General features: G+C 33.4%; 18 protein-coding genes, 1 pseudogene and 1 riboswitch. Of the genes and pseudogenes, 8 read left to right on the top strand and 11 right to left on the bottom strand.

Features of this window, described 5'->3' with window-relative positions; all coding sequences use genetic code 11:
* Window positions 1-41: 41 nt before the first annotated feature.
* The 9 genes from lysA to JG553_RS04125 form a co-directional block, all read right to left on the bottom strand.
* Window positions 42-1,307 carry a diaminopimelate decarboxylase gene (gene lysA, locus JG553_RS04165; RefSeq protein WP_000216946.1) on the bottom strand — a complete coding sequence of 422 codons (1,266 nt, stop codon included), beginning with the start codon at window positions 1,305-1,307 and terminating at the stop codon, window positions 42-44.
* On the bottom strand, window positions 1,297-2,382 hold the full coding sequence (locus JG553_RS04160) for an alanine racemase (protein WP_000127593.1): 1,086 nt from the start codon (window positions 2,380-2,382) through the stop codon (window positions 1,297-1,299). Before JG553_RS04160 ends, lysA begins: the two co-directional genes overlap by 11 nt.
* A 4-nt stretch (window positions 2,383-2,386) precedes the next feature.
* Entirely contained in the window at window positions 2,387-3,538 is a 1,152-nt protein-coding gene (locus JG553_RS04155) for an amidohydrolase (protein WP_001003793.1), read from the bottom strand.
* A gap of 142 nt (window positions 3,539-3,680) precedes the next feature.
* Window positions 3,681-4,400 carry a 2,3,4,5-tetrahydropyridine-2,6-dicarboxylate N-acetyltransferase gene (gene dapD, locus JG553_RS04150; RefSeq protein WP_000249839.1) on the bottom strand — a complete coding sequence of 240 codons (720 nt, stop codon included), beginning with the start codon at window positions 4,398-4,400 and terminating at the stop codon, window positions 3,681-3,683.
* A 26-nt stretch (window positions 4,401-4,426) separates the two neighbouring features.
* Window positions 4,427-5,149, bottom strand: coding sequence for a 4-hydroxy-tetrahydrodipicolinate reductase (gene dapB, locus JG553_RS04145; protein ID WP_000698235.1), 723 nt, complete (start codon window positions 5,147-5,149; stop codon window positions 4,427-4,429).
* Entirely contained in the window at window positions 5,146-6,033 is an 888-nt protein-coding gene (dapA, locus tag JG553_RS04140; RefSeq protein ID WP_000149257.1) for a 4-hydroxy-tetrahydrodipicolinate synthase, read from the bottom strand. Before dapA ends, dapB begins: the two co-directional genes overlap by 4 nt.
* Before the next feature lies 1 nt (window position 6,034).
* Complete coding sequence (locus JG553_RS04135) at window positions 6,035-7,024, bottom strand: aspartate-semialdehyde dehydrogenase (RefSeq protein WP_000163531.1); 990 nt, start codon at window positions 7,022-7,024, stop codon at window positions 6,035-6,037.
* Window positions 7,025-7,087: 63 nt separating this feature from the next.
* Complete coding sequence (locus tag JG553_RS04130) at window positions 7,088-8,293, bottom strand: aspartate kinase (RefSeq protein WP_000258712.1); 1,206 nt, start codon at window positions 8,291-8,293, stop codon at window positions 7,088-7,090.
* A gap of 81 nt (window positions 8,294-8,374) precedes the next feature.
* Window positions 8,375-8,550: riboswitch (Lysine riboswitch) on the bottom strand.
* Between the two features lie 602 nt (window positions 8,551-9,152).
* A complete protein-coding gene (locus JG553_RS04125) occupies window positions 9,153-10,754 on the bottom strand; it encodes an ABC-F family ATP-binding cassette domain-containing protein (protein WP_000942300.1) in 1,602 nt (533 codons plus the stop codon).
* 146 nt (window positions 10,755-10,900) lie between these two features.
* On the opposite strand from JG553_RS04125, the gene cvfB reads away from it, so the two are divergent.
* Window positions 10,901-11,803 carry an RNA-binding virulence regulatory protein CvfB gene (gene cvfB, locus JG553_RS04120; protein WP_001162359.1) on the top strand — a complete coding sequence of 301 codons (903 nt, stop codon included), beginning with the start codon at window positions 10,901-10,903 and terminating at the stop codon, window positions 11,801-11,803.
* 135 nt (window positions 11,804-11,938) lie between these two features.
* On the opposite strand, the pseudogene JG553_RS04115 reads toward cvfB, so the two are convergent.
* Window positions 11,939-12,229 (bottom strand): annotated as a pseudogene (locus JG553_RS04115) (transposase); the annotation flags it as partial.
* Between the two features lie 545 nt (window positions 12,230-12,774).
* Between JG553_RS04115 and JG553_RS04110 the strand changes: the two are divergent.
* The 5 genes from JG553_RS04110 to phoU all read left to right on the top strand — a co-directional run bounded on the left by JG553_RS04110 (window position 12,775) and on the right by phoU (window position 17,340).
* A complete protein-coding gene (locus tag JG553_RS04110) occupies window positions 12,775-13,758 on the top strand; it encodes a phosphate ABC transporter substrate-binding protein PstS (protein ID WP_000759232.1) in 984 nt (327 codons plus the stop codon).
* A 190-nt stretch (window positions 13,759-13,948) separates the two neighbouring features.
* Window positions 13,949-14,875: a phosphate ABC transporter permease subunit PstC gene (gene pstC / locus JG553_RS04105; protein ID WP_000204625.1), complete on the top strand. Its 927-nt coding sequence runs from the start codon at window positions 13,949-13,951 to the stop codon at window positions 14,873-14,875.
* A 1-nt stretch (window position 14,876) separates the two neighbouring features.
* Entirely contained in the window at window positions 14,877-15,794 is a 918-nt protein-coding gene (pstA, locus tag JG553_RS04100; RefSeq protein WP_000450297.1) for a phosphate ABC transporter permease PstA, read from the top strand.
* 46 nt (window positions 15,795-15,840) lie between these two features.
* Window positions 15,841-16,692 carry a phosphate ABC transporter ATP-binding protein PstB gene (gene pstB, locus JG553_RS04095; protein ID WP_000079447.1) on the top strand — a complete coding sequence of 284 codons (852 nt, stop codon included), beginning with the start codon at window positions 15,841-15,843 and terminating at the stop codon, window positions 16,690-16,692.
* Between the two features lie 6 nt (window positions 16,693-16,698).
* Complete coding sequence (gene phoU, locus JG553_RS04090; RefSeq protein WP_000974847.1) at window positions 16,699-17,340, top strand: phosphate signaling complex protein PhoU; 642 nt, start codon at window positions 16,699-16,701, stop codon at window positions 17,338-17,340.
* A 139-nt stretch (window positions 17,341-17,479) separates the two neighbouring features.
* Here phoU and pepF read toward each other — a convergent pair whose 3' ends face one another.
* Window positions 17,480-19,294 (bottom strand): oligoendopeptidase F, encoded by a 1,815-nt coding sequence (pepF, locus tag JG553_RS04085; RefSeq protein ID WP_000077571.1) that lies wholly within the window; start codon window positions 19,292-19,294, stop codon window positions 17,480-17,482.
* 204 nt (window positions 19,295-19,498) lie between these two features.
* Here pepF and JG553_RS04080 point away from each other — a divergent pair, with 204 nt between their 5' ends.
* Both JG553_RS04080 and JG553_RS04075 read left to right on the top strand, forming a co-directional pair.
* Window positions 19,499-19,843 (top strand): 6TM ABC transporter family protein, encoded by a 345-nt coding sequence (locus JG553_RS04080; RefSeq protein ID WP_000171798.1) that lies wholly within the window; start codon window positions 19,499-19,501, stop codon window positions 19,841-19,843.
* Window positions 19,791-19,976, top strand: a complete 186-nt coding sequence (locus tag JG553_RS04075) for a hypothetical protein (RefSeq protein ID WP_001791844.1) — start codon at window positions 19,791-19,793, stop codon at window positions 19,974-19,976. The genes JG553_RS04080 and JG553_RS04075 overlap by 53 nt, the downstream gene beginning before the upstream one ends.
* Window positions 19,977-20,110: the final 134 nt, after the last annotated feature.

Raw genomic sequence — 20,110 nt, 5'->3', positions numbered from 1 at the left:
CAGTATAATTTTCTGTGCTTCGGGGATTACTTTGTTTATTTTTATTTTGTATCATTAATAATGAGTTGTCTTAACGATTGTCGCTTTATAACTTCACGTGCTTTGCCATCTTTTAAGAAAAACACAGAAGGCTTTTGCATTTGATTGTAATTGGATGCCATAGAGTAATGATATGCACCAGTTGATAATATAGCAAGATAGTCTCCACGTTTGACTGATGAAGGTAATTTAGCGTCTTTAATAATGATATCACCAGACTCACATAATTTTCCAGCTATAGTTACACTGTCATCTGCTTCTTCATTTCTATTAACAAGCAATGCTTGATACTTTGCGTCATAAAGTGCAGTTCTGATATGATCACTCATACCGCCATCGATTGAAACATATTTATTAATCTCTGGAATTTCTTTAATGGTTCCAACTTCATATAAAGTAACGCCAGCTTCACCTACAATTGATCGTCCCGGTTCAATACCTATTTCTGGTGCATCTATACCTAGAACTTTAATTTCGGATTTTATTGCGTCTGTAATATCTTTAATACCACTTTCGATAGGGAAACTTTCGTCACCTTCAACATATTTAATACCAAAGCCACCACCAAGGTTTAATAATTCAACTTGAATGCCTTGCTCTTTAAGCCAACGTAAAACAATTTTAGCAGTTTCAATAAATGCTTCTGTACCTTCAATCTGTGAACCAATATGACAATGTACACCTTTTAATTTTAAGTGTTTAGATTGTTGGACTTTGTCAATTGCTTTTTTAGCTAAGCCATATTGAATTGATAATCCAAACTTACTATCTTCTTGCCCAGTTTGAATAAATTCGTGTGTATGTGCTTCAACACCTGGATTAACTCGTAATACAACTTGAACCGTATCATTAGCATAGCGGTCTATTAATTCAATTTCTTCTAATGAATCTATAACAAAATAACCGATATTATTTTCTAAAGCATACCTAATTTCATGTTTCGTTTTATTGTTACCATGGAAATGGATGCGACTCGGTTCAAAACCTGCTTCTAAAGCTGTATATAATTCACCTTCAGAAACAACATCTAACTGTAAATCTTCCTCAGCTACAAGTTTGACCATTTGAATGCAAGTAAATGCCTTTGAGGCGTATGAAATATTGTATTTTAATCCACTATCTTTAAATGCGCGATGGTAACGGCGCATCTGTTCTCTAATTTGTAGTTCATCATAAACAATGGTAGGTGTACCAAAGCTTTGTGCAATCGTTTTTAAACTAATACCATCCATTGTTAATTCGCCATTTTGATTATATTTAACAGTCATTTGAAATGTACTCCTTTTTTAAAGAATCATGATTCATAGCACTTAATTGTTCAGAATTTGCACCAACACCTTTAAAGGTATATTCATCGATGCGGATATCATTATTATAAAGAATAACTTCATCTTGTGCATGTACATTGCCATCTACTTCAACAAACATATGGCTCATCATTAATGCACGTATCGGGTAGCGTTTACCATTGATAAGTGCTTCATGTTTAGCACGAGTTCTTAAAATTCCATCGCCATAACCGATATCAACTACAGCTAATTTTGTATTGTTTTTAGTCACTTCAAAGGCAAAGCTATAACCGCAATAATCACCAGCTTGTACTTCGCGCACTTGAATAACATGTGCTTTTAAAGTTAATGACTGAACTATATCATGTTGATTCAGTGAACTATATGGTCTTGAACCGTATAACGCAATACCTACACGCGCATGTGTATGGTGGGGTAGTAATATTTGTCCTTCCCGATAAAAACTCGCACTATTTTGAGCATGGATTAGGTCGAACTGATAACCTTCAGATAAAAGTGCTTCAACAATTTCCATCCATTGTGAACGTTCAACATTATAATCTGACACATCGAATTCATCAGCATATCCAAAATGGGTCCATAAACCACTAATAATCATTTTTGCATTTTGATTATGATGGTGATCTTTCAATACTTCTTTAATTTCGTTTAAATCTTTAAATCCAGACCGATGTAATAAATTTTCAAATTCTAAGTGAACATGAATACCAGCTAAATCATTTTTATGGTTATAGTAATATGTCAACGACGGCAAAGTCATGTGTATTTGATGTTCACGGACTAAATCAAACTCGTAAACTGCATTCATTAAAAAGATTGTTGCATCTGGAGCAAGTTGTCTAATTTGAATTGCTTCTCGTAGTGATGTTGTGCTAAATGTATCTATACCTGCATGGATAAACTGAGTTACAGCAAATTCTAGGTCATAGTGATATGCATTATTTTTAACAACTGCCATTAATGGCTGATTGTTTTTGACTGTGATTGCATTTTGTAAAAATATTTTCTTATTTACAGACCATGTTGCTGTCAATGTATTACACCTCTTTGTAATTATTTAATAAATTTTCGTAAAAATTAACCACGTTTATTAACACTTTTTCATCAAAATTTAAATGTGATGTGTGCAAACCAGTTACAAAACCTTTATCTTCATTTCGTGTTCCTATAAAAACAAAGTAAGCTGGAGCTAGTTGTTGACCATAAAAACTAAAATCTTCCCCAAATAAGAATGGCGTTGGTTTGTCATAGACATTTAAATCAGCTTTTATTAAGGCGTCCTCTATTTGAGTACGTAATTTCGGACTATTGATTGTAGGGGGATAACCTTCTGCAAATTTAACTTCACAATCTACATTAAACAGAAGCTTGACACTTTCTGCTATCTTGTGCATTTGATTTTTAACGATTGTTAAATCATCAATATCATATGTACGAATAGTACCTTCTAAATAGCCATTACTTGGTACAGTGTTAATCGCTTCACCAGCTTTAAAATGACCAATATGAACAATATTTCGTTTCAAACCGTTAAGGTGAAATTGTTGAATTTGTGATATTTGAGTTAATACATGTTGTAATGCTTCACCACAAGAATGACCTTGTTCTTTATCAGCAACATGACTTGACAGGCCTGTTAAGAAAAAGCGATACTCTGTTGCGCTGGCCGTAATTTCTTCATCTCTTATCACTGCAATGCCTTCATCAGCAAATGGGTTAACATGAATACCAAATACCGCTTCAATTGGATACTTATCAAAGGCACCGGCTTTTATTAATCGATTTGCACCGCCACCAGTTTCTTCTGCAGGTTGGAAAATGAAAACGACATTTTGCGGTAATTGACCTGCATCTTGCATGTCTTTGCAACGTTGTACAAAAAGCATTAATGCAGTTGTATGACCATCATGTCCACAAGCATGCATCACATGATCAGATTGACTGCGATAAGGCACATCATTTTCCTCTAAAATAGGTAACGCATCAATATCAGCTCTATACGCTATCGTATGTGAGCCATTACCTTCTAAGTATGCAATGACGCCAGTTTCCAATGGGCAATCGTATTTAATATTTAAACTATCTAAAAACGCTTTAATATAAGCAGTTGTTTCAAATTCATGTAAGCTTAATTCAGGATGTTGATGTAAATGACGGCGATGTTTCGTAACAAATTCTAATTCATTCATAATTATCAATCCTTTGTGTTAAATTACTATATAAATAGTGTAACGTATTTCGAAATTTGTGATCATAAGTTTATTCAATGCTAAACAATAAGGTTGAGACATAATCGTATCTCAACCTTGAAATTATTATACGTTGACGTCACTAGTCATTCAGTTTTCTTAATGCTGCTACAATCTCTTTTTTAGTATCTTGTACTTCAGAAGCTTGCTTAATCACTTTTGCAGGTGTACCAGCAACAACTGCACCAGCTGGTACATCTTGTGTCACAATCGCGCCAGCTGCAACAATAGCACCTTTACCAACACGTACACCTTCTAAAATAACTGCATTTGCACCGATTAATACATCATCCTCGATTATAACCGGTGAAGCACTAGGGGGTTCAATCACACCTGCTAATACTGCGCCAGCCCCTACATGTACATTTTTACCAGTTGTAGCACGACCACCGAGAGTAGCATTCATATCAATCATTGTACCTTCGCCAACGACTGCGCCAATATTAATTGTTGCGCCCATCATAACGACAGCACCATCTTCAATAATGGCTTGTTCTCTAATAAACGCACCTGGTTCAATTCGTGCATTCGTATTTGTTAAGTCTTTTAATGGAATAGCAGAATTGCGACGATCCATTTCAATTTCTATATCTTCGAATTGACTACCATATGCTTCGTAAAAAGGTTTCCAATCATCCGCTTCACAAAAGATTACTTTAGATTGTTCTGAACCAAATACTTTAAAACTTTCTGGATATGTGATGCCTTCAAAATTACCATTTAAATATACTTTTATTGGTGTAGACTTTTTAGCATCACTTATATATTGAATAATTTCTTCAGCTGTTAAATGTTGTACCATAAAATAATCGATCTCCTTTAATATGTTTATAAGTTGTCAAACGTATAAAAGCCGTTTGGTTTATTAACTAAGCGTTCTGCTGCTTGTATTGCACCATTCGCAAAAATATCTTTTGATTGTGCACGATGCGTGATTTGAATCGTTTCATCAGTGCCAGCAAATAGAACTTCATGTTCACCGACAATCGTACCTCCACGAATAGAATGTATACCAATATCTTGTGGCTGGCGTTTTTCATTTAATTCATGTCTATCATACACAGGTGTTACATTTTCTTTCAAAGATACGATCACATCATACAATTTTTCTAACGTACCACTTGGTGCATCTACTTTTTTATTATGATGTGCCTCAGTCAATTCGATGTCGAAATCATCAAGTAGGGGAACAGCAGCTGCTAAAATTTTAGTCAATGCATGAACGCCATAACTCATGTTCGCGCTGAAAAACACAGGCATATTTTGACTCAATTCATCTAACTTATTAAGTAGTTTTTCTTTCTCGCCAGTTGTTGCCACAACTAATGGCAAATGAAAATCTTCATCTAATAAAGGGAAAAGCAGATTTGGATTTGAAAAATCTATTGCAACATCGGCACCTTTAACATCTGCAATATGTTGATATTGTTGATATGGCGTTGTTGCTTTCGGTGTATTTTCAATGACCCCAACGATTTCATGTCCTTTTTCTTCTGCTAATCTAGCAACGCGTTGATTCATTGCGCCATAGCCAATTAGTAATATTTTCACTCATTTTCACCCGCTTTAAATGTGTCATATGTTTCACGAAGCACTTTAGTATCTGTATCTTCTAGGCTAACCAATGGTAGACGTAATTCATAATTTCCAAATCCTAAATAACTTGTTAGAGCTTTAATAGGAATTGGGTTAATATCAACTGATAAAGCTGATAACAGTGTGCCGATTGGTTTAAATTGATCTTGAATATCTAATCCACTTTGTTGAGCATCGTATAACGCTTGAAATTCTTTAGGAATGACATTGGCAATAACAGAGATAACCCCTTGACCGCCACGTTGATAGTATTCGACGACGTTGTCATCATTGCCACTATATAATGCAAATGAATTTGTATCAATGCGCTTTTTCACTTCTTCTAAATACTCAAAATCATTCGTAGCATCTTTTAAAGCAACTATATAAGGATGTTGACTTAATATTTCTACAGTTTCTGGTTCAATTGTCATGTTCGTTCTTGAAGGAACATTGTACAGCACGACTGGTAATTTCACAGCATCTGCAATCGCTTCAAAGTGTTTGACTAAACCACGTTGGTTCGTTTTGTTGTAGTAGGGCGTAATTAACATAATTGCATCAGCCCCTAAGGCTTTAGCTTGGATTGAAGCTTGGATTGACTTTTCAGTATCATTAGTGCCAGTTCCTGCTATGACAGGAACACGTTTATCTACAAGATCAATAACTGTTTTTAGAATGCGTTCTTTTTCATCTGTTGTTAAAGTAGGGCTCTCAGCAGTAGTTCCATTAACGATGATTGCTTGGGCATTATTTTCTAGTAAAAAATTAACGTGTGTTTTCAAAGCTTCAATATTAACTTTGTTATTTGTAAAAGGGGTTGTAAGTGCAACGCCAACACCCTCAAATAAATGTGTCATTTTAATTCGCTCCTTTTAAACGCATAACTTGTTCCAATACTTGTACAGCATTTAATGCAGCACCTTTTAATAAATTGTCTGATGTACACCATACATGGAAAGTATTTTCTAATGAATCATCTCTACGTATACGGCCAACAAACACTTCATCTTTATTAGTAGAATTGATTGCCATTGGATATTCATTGTTCTCTGGATTGTCTACTAAAACAACGCGGTCATCTTGATCAAATAACGCTTTAATATCTTCTGCTGTTGTTTCTTTGTCAAGCGTTACATCAATTTCAACACTATGACTATCTTGAACAGGCACACGTGCGCATGTTGCTGTTACTTTTAAGTCTGGCGCATTTAAAATTTTTCTCGTCTCATCAATCATTTTTTGTTCTTCTTTTGTATATCCGTTTTCTAAAAACACATCAATATGCGGTAACACATTATTATAAATTGGATGTGGATATGCTTCTGGTGCTTTACCATTTACACCTTCAGCTAAATCTTTCTTACCTTTCATCCCTGAACCTGATACAGCTTGATATGTTGTATATGCCACTCGTTTTAAACCATAAGCATCTTGCAATACTTTTAGAGGTACAACAGATTGAATCGTAGAGCAGTTTGGATTGGCAATGATACCTCTTGTAAATGTAGGTTCATTGACTTCCGGAACGATTAAATCAATATCTTCTGCCATACGCCATTGACTTGAATTGTCTATAACGATTGCACCAGCTTTTTCAAAAAGTGGGGCAAAGTGTTCGCTTGTACCGCCACCAGCACTCATTAATACATAATCGAAATGTTCACTTGCACGAGCATCAGTTAATTCTTGAACTGTATATGTTTTTCCTTGAAATTCAACTTCTTGCCCTGCAGAACGTGCTGATGAAAATAATACTAATTCATCGAAAGGAATATTTTTACGATTTAATGTCTCCAACATTTTTGTACCTACTAATCCTGTTGCACCCACAACTGCTAACTTTGTCATAACTTGTCACTCCATTTTATAATAATTTCCAATTTTTAGAATATTTTAACAATCATTTTACCATTAAATGTTAAATGCGTCATATAGTTTTTCTACCGCTTGTTGCCCATTAAAATCATCAATGACGTATGAAATACTTATTTCAGATGTTGTTGTTTGGTAGAAAGGTATATTATTTTCAATTAATGTCAAAAATGCTTTTGATGCCACACCTGACATATCACGCATGCCTGAGCCAATTAATGAAATTTTGACATAATGCTCATTGATTTTATAAGCTAATGCTTCATATTGATTCTTTAATGTTTCAAGAATCATAGAAATTTGATGAAAATCACTATCTTTAATCGTGAAGGATAGTTGTAGCCCATCCAAGTTGACGATTTGTGAAATCATATCAACATTTACAGCACCTTCTTCAAGTTCCGTAAATAGTTGGGTAAGTAGCTGATTGTCAGGTAGGGGATAACTAATTGTTACATGCATCATATGTTTATCCAAAGCCACACCAGTAACTGCTTTTTTCTCTAATATTTCTTCATTTGACATAATCCATGTTCCTTTCACGTTCGATAAAGTTTTTCCTAAATATAAAGGGATATTATAGTTTTTAGCTAATTCAACACTTCTTGTTTCAAGTACACCAGCACCTAAAGCGCTCATTTCCATCATTTCTTCATATGAGACGATGTCTAGTCGTTTAGCCTTTGGTAAAAGTCTTGGGTCAGTGGCATACACACCATCAACGTCGGTATAAATTTCACAAGGTATTTGATTACTAACAGCAAGTGCCACAGCGGTCGTATCAGAACCACCTCTGCCTAAAGTTGTTAATTCCTGATGTTCATTGATGCCTTGAAATCCAGCAACTACTAAAATATCGTTTTCTTGAAAGGCTTGTTCAAATGTTTGAGGATTAATTTGAGCAATTTTACTTTTTAAATGATGGCCAATGGTTTTAATACCCGCTTGATAGCCAGTCATTGCTTTGGCATTCATACCGATATCATTTAATACCATTGATAAATAAGATACAGTTTGTTGCTCTCCGGTTGTCAATAATAATGCCAGTTCTTGTTGTTTTGGTGCTTTAGTCAAGGTTGATACATTCGTCATTAATTGATCTGTTGTGTTACCCATAGCACTTACAACGACAATTAATTGTTCATCTTGATTGACTCGCTCCTTTAACATTTCAGCGATCCTTTTTATTTTTGTAAAATCACTGACGGATGATCCGCCAAATTTCAACACACTTCTTGTTACCATATAATCCTCCTAATTGTTAGGAAGGGCACACAATAATAAAAAAAGAACAAGTTCGGAATGCGAACTTGCTCTTAATCTATATACAAGTGATGCACTCCATTATTTTTAAATAATGACAAACTCTCAGCTCTTAACCAAAAAGTCCAACAAATTATAACTGCTATTATAATTGCTTCGGCATCGCACCCTTTCAAATTTAGCTGTTAGCAGACAGTAATCTAAACTTTACTCATGATTGATGCGCCTCATCAAAATATTATTAAATTGGTATGTGTTCATTATACATATGACAAATATGAATGTAAACCGATAATTTAGATTTTTTGGAATAACCTGAAAATTCAAGTTATAGCGTTGCTTATATTTTAAAAGGTGGTGATAATGAGACTTTTTGAAAAATAAAATTCAAAATACTTATAGCATAATCAATATGCACATTAAATAAATGTACTCTTTTAATGCGTTGATAACTGTATTTGTAATTTAGAGAAGGGGTGTTCACTATGCTGATGTGTTAAAAAATAAAATAAAAAGGACACCTCGATGCTATAAATATTAGCATCGAGACGCCCAGTTAATGTCTATTAAATTGAATATAGTCTCGGACATGAATCAATGCCCTAGGCCCTGCAATGTTATATTGACAGTAGTTGACTGAATGAAAATGACTTTGTAGCTAGCTTTTTTCAATCCTTGTCGGTGCAACACATAGAGAAATTGGATTCCTAATTTCTACAAACAATACAAGTTGCGGAATAAGTCCCAATATAGAAGGTGACAGTAAGCCAACTTACAATAATGTGCAAGTTGGTCGGGCCTCAATACAGAGATTTTCGAAAAGAAATTCTACATATTATGTTTATTTTAAAACGCCGATTTCTTGTAAATATTCTTCATATGGAATTTCTTTTGAAACGCCACCTTGTTTATTTAAATCGATAACACGGTTTGCGATTGTATTGATAAATTCAAAGTCATATGAAGTAAAGATAATAGAACCTTTGAATGATTTAAGTCCATCATTAACAGCAGTAATACTTTCTAAGTCTAAGTGGTTTGTTGGTTCATCAAGTAAAAGAACGTTTGCACTTGATAACATCATTTTACTTAGCATACAACGTACTTTTTCTCCACCTGAAAGTACACTAGCTTTTTTCTTAACTTCTTCTCCACTAAATAGCATACGGCCTAAGAAGCCGCGTAAAAATGTTTCAGTTTGCTCATCTTCTGGTGCGTATTGTCTTAACCAATCTACAAGGTTCATATTAACGCCCTCAAAGAATTCTGAGTTATCTTTAGGGAAGTAACTTAATGACGTTGTTACACCCCATTTATATGAACCTTCGTCTGGTTCCATTTCACCGGCTAATATTTTAAGCAATGTGGTTTTCGCAATTTCACTATCCCCAATTAAAATTGCTTTATCATTTGGATTCATTGTGAATGAAATATTATCTAATACTTTTTCACCGTCAATCGTTTTAGATAGATTTTGAACGATTAGTAAGTCATTACCGATTTCGCGCTCAGGTGTGAATTTAACGAAAGGATATCTTCTTGATGATGGTTGAATATCATCTAATTCAATTTTCTCGAGTTGTTTTTTACGACTTGTTGCTTGTTTAGATTTAGAAGCGTTAGCTGAGAAACGAGCAATAAAGTCCTGTAACTCTTTCATTTTTTCTTCTTTTTTCTTGTTTTGTTCTTGAGCCATCTTTTGAGCTAACTGACTAGATTGATACCAAAAATCATAGTTACCAACATAAACTTTAATTTTACCGAAGTCTAAATCAGCGATATGAGTACATACATTATTTAAGAAATGACGGTCATGCGATACTACGATAACAGTATTATCAAAGTTAATTAAGAAATCTTCTAACCAACTGATTGCTGGAATATCGAGACCGTTAGTAGGCTCATCCAGTAATAGTACGTCTGGTTCACCGAATAAACTTTGCGCTAATAATACTTTAATTTTTTGGTTGTTTTCTAATTCAGCCATTTTTTTATCGTGTAAAGTTGGATCGATACCTAAACCAGATAAAAGGTTAGCAGCATCAGCTTCAGCATTCCAACCATTCATTTCTGCAAATTCACCTTCAAGTTCAGCAGCACGGATACCATCTTCATCACTGAAATCTGGCTTCATATAGATTTCATCTTTTTCTTTCATAACCTCATAAAGACGTTCGTGACCTTTAATTACAACATCAAGCACGCGTTCATCTTCATAAGCATAGTGGTCCTGTTTTAAAACAGCTAGACGTTCATTTTTCCCTAATGAAACATGTCCTGTTTGAGAATCTAATTCACCAGATAATATTTTTAAGAATGTTGATTTACCTGCACCATTCGCACCAATTAATCCATAACAATTACCTTCTGTAAATTTAATATTTACATCTTCAAATAGTTTACGATCTCCAAAACGTAAACTCACATCAGTTACTTGTAACATGCATTTTCTCCTTTTTTTCATTCGATATTCTAACGGAAGAATTATATCATATTATCGTCACAGTTTCGACCTCATATAAGTTGTAATGATAGAATGACTCACACATGTTATAATAATAAAGAATACAAGAATCGAAGGAGAATAACATGGCATTAGACAAAGATATAGTAGGTTCTATAGAATTCCTTGAAGTAGTAGGGTTACAAGGTTCAACTTACCTTTTAAAAGGACCAAACGGTGAAAACGTAAAGTTAAACCAATCAGAAATGAACGATGATGATGAATTAGAAGTAGGTGAAGAATATAGTTTCTTCATTTATCCAAACCGTTCAGGTGAATTATTTGCAACTCAAAATATGCCTGATATTACGAAAGATAAATATGACTTTGCTAAAGTACTTAAAACGGATCGCGATGGGGCACGTATAGATGTTGGATTACCCCGTGAAGTGTTAGTACCATGGGAAGATTTACCAAAAGTGAAATCACTATGGCCACAACCTGGTGATTATTTGCTAGTTACATTACGAATTGACCGTGAGAATCATATGTATGGACGTTTAGCGAGTGAATCTGTTGTAGAAAATATGTTTACACCTGTACACGACGATAATTTAAAAAACGAAGTCATTGAAGCCAAACCTTACCGCGTATTACGAATTGGTAGCTTTTTATTAAGCGAATCAGGTTACAAAATTTTCGTACATGAATCAGAACGTAAAGCTGAACCAAGATTAGGTGAATCTGTTCAAGTTAGAATTATCGGGCATAATGATAAAGGTGAGTTAAATGGTTCATTTTTACCACTTGCACATGAACGTTTAGACGATGACGGCCAAGTCATCTTTGATTTACTAGTTGAATATGATGGTGAATTACCATTCTGGGACAAATCAAGCCCTGAAGCGATTAAAGAAGTATTCAATATGAGTAAAGGTTCATTCAAACGTGCAATCGGTCACTTATATAAACAGAAGATTATTAATATAGAAACAGGTAAAATCGCTTTAACTAAAAAAGGTTGGAGTCGAATGGACTCAAAAGAATAATCATTTTTACACGTGTCGTAGGATGCGTGTTTTTTTTATTCAATATTAAATCGGACAGATGAAGTAGTTTTTTAAACATTCCTTTCAAAGTAAAAAATTAAATAATTCAAACGAATAGGCTGGGACATTAAGTTCTTAGGCAATGTAAAAAAGCTGATTTCTATTAATTATTTGATGGAAATCAGCTTTTTTGATATGTATTTTATAATGTACAGCTCGTTGAGCTGCTATTTTCCTTATATTAAGTGCCATTAATACAAAACCTAGCTCTCGTTTAACTTTATTTATTCCTCGAACTGACATTCGAGTGAAACCCAAAATAGCCTTCATAAATCCAAAAACAGGCTCTACATAAATTTTTCTATGACTATAGATTTTTTTCGTTTCTGGTTCAGAAAGCTTTTGATTAATTTGGGCTTTAATGTATTTCAAAGTAAAATTACATGTTAATACGTAGTATTAATGGCGAGACTCCTGAGGGAGCAGTGCCAGTCGAAGACAGGGGCCCCAACACAGAAGCTGACATATAGTCAGCTTACAACAATGTGCCGGTTGGGGTGGCTGAGACGGCACCCTAGGAAGGGACCCGTCATCAAAAATTCTATTTATAGAATTTTACAGTAATGTGACAGACGGGCAAAGCGAAGCCATTCAATACGAAGTATTGTATAAATAGAGAACAGCAGTAAGATATTTTCTAATTGAAAATTATCTTACTGCTGTTTTTTTAGGGATTTATGTCCCAGCCATTTTTGTATTCATATTTAAATTTCGATAATTTTTCAGGAAGCATTTTAATTTTACTAATGAAGCAATATTTTTTAGATTAACAAAAATTAATATTTACATTTTCTTAACAATTTTTTATGTAACATTTACAGTTTCTAAAAATGAGGTTAATAATTCAAGGTTAAGATAAAGATGTAATCAATACAAATACTATTTGTTGTTCATACAGGGAGGATATTTCAATGAAAAAATGGCAATTTGTTGGTACTACAGCTTTAGGTGCAACACTATTATTAGGTGCTTGTGGTGGCGGTAATGGTGGCAGTGGTAATAGTGATTTAAAAGGGGAAGCTAAAGGTGATGGCTCATCAACAGTAGCACCAATTGTGGAGAAATTAAATGAAAAATGGGCTCAAGATCACTCGGATGCTAAAATCTCAGCAGGACAAGCTGGTACAGGTGCTGGTTTCCAAAAATTCATTGCAGGAGATATCGACTTCGCTGATGCTTCTAGACCAATTAAAGATGAAGAGAAGCAAAAATTACAAGATAAGAATATCAAATACAAAGAATTCAAAATTGCGCAAGATGGTGTAACGGTTGCTGTAAATAAAGAAAATGATTTTGTAGATGAATTAGACAAACAGCAATTAAAAGCAATTTATTCTGGAAAAGCTAAAACATGGAAAGATGTTAATAGTAAATGGCCAGATAAAAAAATAAATGCTGTATCACCAAACTCAAGTCATGGTACTTATGACTTCTTTGAAAATGAAGTAATGAATAAAGAAGATATTAAAGCAGAAAAAAATGCTGATACAAATGCTATCGTTTCTTCTGTAACGAAAAACAAAGAGGGAATCGGATACTTTGGATATAACTTCTACGTACAAAATAAAGATAAATTAAAAGAAGTTAAAATCAAAGATGAAAATGGTAAAGCAACAGAGCCTACGAAAAAAACAATTCAAGATAACTCTTATGCATTAAGTAGACCATTATTCATTTATGTAAATGAAAAAGCATTGAAAGATAATAAAGTAATGTCAGAATTTATCAAATTCGTCTTAGAAGATAAAGGTAAAGCAGCTGAAGAAGCTGGATATGTAGCAGCACCAGAGAAAACATACAAATCACAATTAGATGATTTAAAAGCATTTATTGATAAAAATCAAAAATCAGACGACAAGAAATCTGATGATAAAAAGTCTGAAGACAAAAAATAATAAGACGCAATTTCAAATGTGTCTTGAAACATGATTTTGATGGTGAATCATTATTTAGAGTACAAAGCTTGATTTATCGAGACGCTGATTTTGACATTCAGTTAGTCTACAAGCTTATCAACTTAAAATAGTGGTTCATCATTATTTTACAAATCTAATTATTTTGGGAGTAATAGAAAGAGGTTTGATTATGACTTCATCTACTAATGTTAAAGCTTTAATCGAAAAAAATAATAATAAAAAAGGAAAGCATAATGACAAAATTATACCAGTTATTTTAGCCGCAATTTCAGCGATTTCCATTTTAACAACACTAGGTATATTAATCACATTGCTTTTAGAAACCATCACTTTTTTCACCAGAATTCCAATAACTGAATTTCTATTTTCTACTACTTGGAATCCTACCGGTTCAGACCCTAAGTTTGGTATCTGGGCATTGATAATAGGGACTTTAAAAATCACAGTTATTGCGACTATATTTGCAGTTCCAGTCGGGCTTGGTGCAGCAATTTATTTAAGTGAATATGCAAGTGACCGTGCACGACGCATAATTAAACCGATATTAGAAATTTTAGCAGGAATACCAACAATTGTGTTTGGTTTCTTTGCATTAACCTTTGTTACACCAGTATTAAGATCTTTCATACCAGGTCTTGGAGAGTTTAATGCTATAAGTCCCGGCTTAGTTGTCGGTATTATGATTGTCCCTCTCATCACAAGTTTGAGTGAGGATGCAATGGCATCTGTACCAAATAAAATTCGAGAAGGTGCCTATGGACTTGGAGCAACTAAATTAGAAGTAGCAACTAAAGTCGTACTTCCCGCAGCAACATCAGGTATTGTAGCTTCAATCGTTCTCGCGATTTCAAGAGCAATTGGAGAAACGATGATTGTATCATTAGCGGCAGGTAGTTCGCCAACAGCTTCATTAAGTTTAACAAGTTCGATTCAAACAATGACTGGATATATTGTTGAGATAGCGACAGGTGATGCAACATTTGGATCAAATATTTATTACAGTATTTATGCTGTAGGGTTCACACTATTTATCTTTACCTTAATCATGAATTTACTTTCTCAGTGGATTTCTAAGCGTTTTAGGGAGGAGTATTAATATGGAAACGACAGATAATAATAGACAATCACTCGTCGATCAACAACTTGTCCAAAAACATTTATCATCCAGAACGGTTAAAAATAAAGTGTTCAAACTCATATTTTTAGCATGTACATTATTAGGACTTGTCGTACTTATTGCGTTGTTAACTCAAACATTGATTAAAGGGGTAAGTCATTTAAATTTACAGTTTTTCACTAATTTTTCTTCTTCAACACCATCTATGGCTGGCGTTAAAGGCGCGTTAATCGGTTCACTTTGGTTAATGTTAAGTATCATTCCATTATCAATCATCCTAGGAATAGGTACAGCTATATACTTAGAAGAATATGCGAAAAACAACAAATTTACTCAGTTTGTTAAAATCAGTATTTCCAATTTAGCTGGTGTACCATCAGTTGTATTTGGGTTATTAGGTTATACTTTGTTCGTTGGTGGTGCAGGGATTGAAGCCTTGAAAATGGGTAACAGTATATTGGCAGCAGCGCTAACAATGACCTTACTGATATTACCAATTATTATTGTTTCAAGTCAGGAAGCAATTAGAGCTGTACCTAACTCAGTACGCGAAGCTTCTTACGGCTTAGGTGCTAATAAATGGCAAACGATAAGACGTGTTGTCTTACCAGCAGCGTTACCTGGTATTTTAACTGGATTCATTTTGTCTCTTTCAAGAGCACTGGGAGAAACAGCGCCACTTGTGCTAATCGGTATACCGACTATATTATTGGCAACACCTAGAAGTATATTGGATCAATTTTCAGCATTACCTATCCAAATATTTACTTGGGCGAAAATGCCTCAAGAAGAATTCCAGAATGTTGCATCGGCAGGCATTATCGTTTTACTAGTTATCTTAATCTTAATGAATGGCGTTGCGATTATTTTACGTAACAAATTTAGTAAAAAATTCTAATTTAAACAATCAATCTCATTTATCTATTAAAAAGGGAGTTTTAAATATGGCGCAAACACTTGCACAAACTAAACAAATATCTCAAAGTCATACGTTTGATGTCTCACAAAGTCATCATAAAACACCAGATGATACAAACTCACATTCTGTTATATATTCAACACAAAATTTAGACTTATGGTATGGCGAAAATCATGCATTACAAAATATTAATTTAGATATTTATGAAAACCAAATTACTGCCATTATAGGTCCATCTGGTTGTGGCAAATCAACATATATTAAAACTTTGAATCGAATGGTTGAGTTAGTACCTTCTGTGAAAACAGCTGGTAAAATATTATATCGAGATCAAGACATTTTTGATCAAAAATATTCTAAAGAACAATTACGTACAAATGTGGGCATGGTCTTTCAACAACCTAATCCATTTCCAAAATCAATATACGATAATATTACTTACGGTCCAAAGATTCACGGTATTAAAAATAAAAAAGTTCTTGATGAAATCGTTGAGAAATCATTACGTGGCGCTGCAATTTGGGATGAATTAAAGGATAGGTTGCACACAAATGCATATAGTTTATCCGGTGGGCAACAACAACGTGTTTGTATCGCGCGTTGTTTAGCAATTGAACCTGAAGTCATTTTAATGGATGAACCGACATCAGCATTAGATCCAATCTCAACATTAAGAGTAGAAGAGTTGGTTCAAGAACTAAAAGAAAAGTATACAATTATTATGGTTACACATAATATGCAACAAGCAGCTCGTGTATCAGATAAAACTGCATTTTTCTTAAATGGTTATGTCAATGAATATGATGATACTGATAAAATTTTCTCTAACCCATCAAACAAGAAAACAGAAGATTATATTTCAGGAAGGTTTGGTTGATATATAATGGCAATAATTAGACAACGATATCAGGAGCAACTTGATGATTTAATAAAAGAATTACGTCGGTTAGGTGCAAATGTCTATGTGAGTATTGAAAATGGTATAAAATCATTAAGTATTGACGATAGAGGCTTTGCACGACAAACAGTTAAAAACGATAAACATATCAATCAATTAAATTATGATATTAATGAGCGAGTTATCATGTTAATTACAAAGCAACAGCCCATTGCGAGTGATTTGCGTATGATGATTTCTTCATTAAAAATCGCCTCCGATTTAGAAAGAATAGGAGATAATGCCTCGAGTATTGCCAATATTCGATTGCGTACAAAGATTACAGATGATTATGTGTTAACCCGTTTAAAGACAATGGGTAAATTAGCTATGTTAATGTTAAAGGACTTAGATCAAGCATTTAAAAAGAAAGATACCGTATTAATAAGAGAAATAATTGAGCGTGATGAAGATATCGATGACTTATATAGTCATATTATTAACGCAACGTATCTTATTGATAACGATCCATTTGTCGCTGCACAAGCTCATTTAGCAGCAAGACATTTAGAACGTATTGGTGATCATATTATTAACATCGCTGAAAGTGTTTATTTTTATTTAACAGGTACACATTACGAACAATAACTTAAAGTTATTACTATAAAATCCCTTACGATAAATATATATTTCTATTATTCATAAACCCTCAAAAAAACCAAGATTCTCACAATTAGTAATGTGAAAATCTTGGTTTATATTGTTCTACTATAAATTGTCTCGCATCTTAGTTATTTGCTTGCTCAATTTCATCTGTTAATTTTTCAACTTCATCGACTAAATCAGAAATATATTGAATTGTAGATTTAAGTGGCTGTTCTGTAGTAATGTCTACACCTGCAATGTTTGCAAGTTCGACAGGTGATACACTACCACCTTTTTTCAATGTTTCTAACCAAGCATCAACAGCTGGTTGGCCTTCATTTTTAATCTTTTGAGAAACGACAGTTCCGATTGTTAAGCCAGCAGAATACGTATACGAATATAATCCCATATAGTAATGAGGTTGACGCATCCATGTTAATTCAGCACCCTCAGTCATGTCTACTGCATCTCCAAAAAATTGTTTATAAACATTTAGCATTATTTCATTTAATGTCGGCGCATTTAAAGATTCACCTTGATCTACTTTGTGATACACTTCACGTTGATAAGCAGCTTCTAATAAATGGGTAACCATATTATGATAATATGTTCTAGATAAAATTGAGCCAATAACCCAACGCTTAAATCTTGGATTATCACTTGTGTTAAATAAATAATTGGCCATCAACATTTCATTCATTGTAGAAGGGGCTTCAACAAAGTACATTGATGCTTCTGATTCAAGATATGGTTGATGTTTTTGAGCTAATGTAAAATGACCTGCATGACCTAATTCATGTGCTAAGACAAATGCTTCAGCCATTTTACCAGTCCAAGAAATAAACACATATGAATGTGTAAAGTATGGACTTGCACAAAATGCGCCTGTATCTTTACCTTTATTTTGTGCAAAATCAATCCATCGCTGATCGTATGCTTCACGTAACATGTTTGTATAGTCATCACCTAAAACACTTAACGCACCGAAAATATAATTTTTTGAGTCTTCAATTGAAATCTCTGGTTCATAATCAGGGTCTACAGAAATCTTCAAGTCTTCAAAACGCATGTTATCTAATCCGTGAATACGTTGTAAAAGTTTAGCATATTTCTGCATAACTGGTGCCAAGTCACGCATAATCATATCGATTTGACGGTCAAACATATCACGCGTTACTTCTTGACTATGTAATAAATAATCGATGACTGATTCAAATCCACGTAAATCAGCTTCAATTTTTTCTTGTTGTACTTGCATATTATATGTAGCCGCGGTAGTATGCTGATATTTTCGAATCCCATCGCTAAACGATTTGAAACTTTTACGTCTAAACTCAGGATCTTTATTATCTTCATAATCATTTTCAAACGTAGCATAGTCGACAGGGTACGTTGTACCATCATGTTCAAATGAATCGAATGTAATATCTAGCATTTTTGTCGTGCCGTATAAATCGTAAGGACTGTTTAGCGTAGGTGATAAAGTTGCTAATACTTGTTCTACCGACGCAGATAATTGGAATGGCTTTTGTTTTATTAACTGTTTAATATAGTGTTGATATGGACATGATTCTTCTAATTGTTGAAGTATTTCTTCTGGTAATTCAAGTATTTCTGACTCTACAAATGATAATTGGCTAACAATTTTACCGTATGTAGTAGATAATTTAGCGCTCAATACTTGTGCCTCGATATTACTAGTATCTACACTTAAACGTAGTTCTGCATAATTACTTAAGCGATCTAAGGCAATTAAAATATTTTCTAATTCAGCTAAAGCAGTATTAATTTGTTCGATTGAATTTAATGTTGTTGCATATGTATGATGAAATTGATTTGCTTGTTGTACTAGAGCGTCAATACTTTCATAATATTGTTGATCATCTTTAAATAAGTCTACTAAATCCCATGTTTCTGAAACAGGAACATCTTCTCTTAAAGGTAAACCTTGAGACATATAATCACTCCTTTGGTATAATACATTCATTATACATAATTTTGTCTCCTAAACGATAATGTTACGATTTCCATGTCGCAAGGAACAATGATTTTTCTATTAGTAGATAGAATATTGCTTGAAACTGACTGCTATTGTTTAAGTTTTTAAAAATTTATAATAAAATGTATACAAGGAAAGTAATGAAATAAAAGGAGAATGAATATGACATTATTCGATATGCCTAATTATTTATGGATCACAACATTAATAATGATTTTATTAACAATATTCTGTTGCTTAGTTTTAAATAAATGGTTTGTATCTGCAGTAATTACATTTGTTATATTAGGTGTGCTTGCATTTTTTATTCCAAATTTTCAAGATATAAAATATCAACCATTATTAGGATACGCTGCATTTTTAGCGATTATGAGTTTATTAATTAGTTTTCTATTATGGTATTTTACTAGAAATTGGCGTAAAGAAAGAAAAGCGCGTAAATTAGAAAAGCAAATTGAAAAATACGGCTATGAGGGCGCTGAACTTCGCCGTAAAGATAAAAAATAATATTCGACAACTATATGCACAAAATCATCGACTTTTAAGTTACACTGCAGTAACAATTATTTCGAAAGAGATGGAATACAGTGCTATAGTTGTTTTTGTTTTGACTTTTTTATATTTTACATGGTTGACTTGATTCAAAATATTATATTTTATAATGATTTTGTTAAAAAATTAAATATACTTCAATTTCTTTATGGATAATACTATAATGAACGTTAGTTCTTAATATGTAAGTTGCATATACATGCGCCATTCTCATGTAAAAAG

It is taken from the genome of Staphylococcus sp. T93, from assembly GCF_016743875.1.
Taxonomy (GTDB): Bacteria; Bacillota; Bacilli; order Staphylococcales; family Staphylococcaceae; genus Staphylococcus; species Staphylococcus aureus.
The sequence above is the reverse complement of the archived record's forward strand: the minus strand, read 5'-3'. Positions and strand labels throughout refer to the sequence as shown.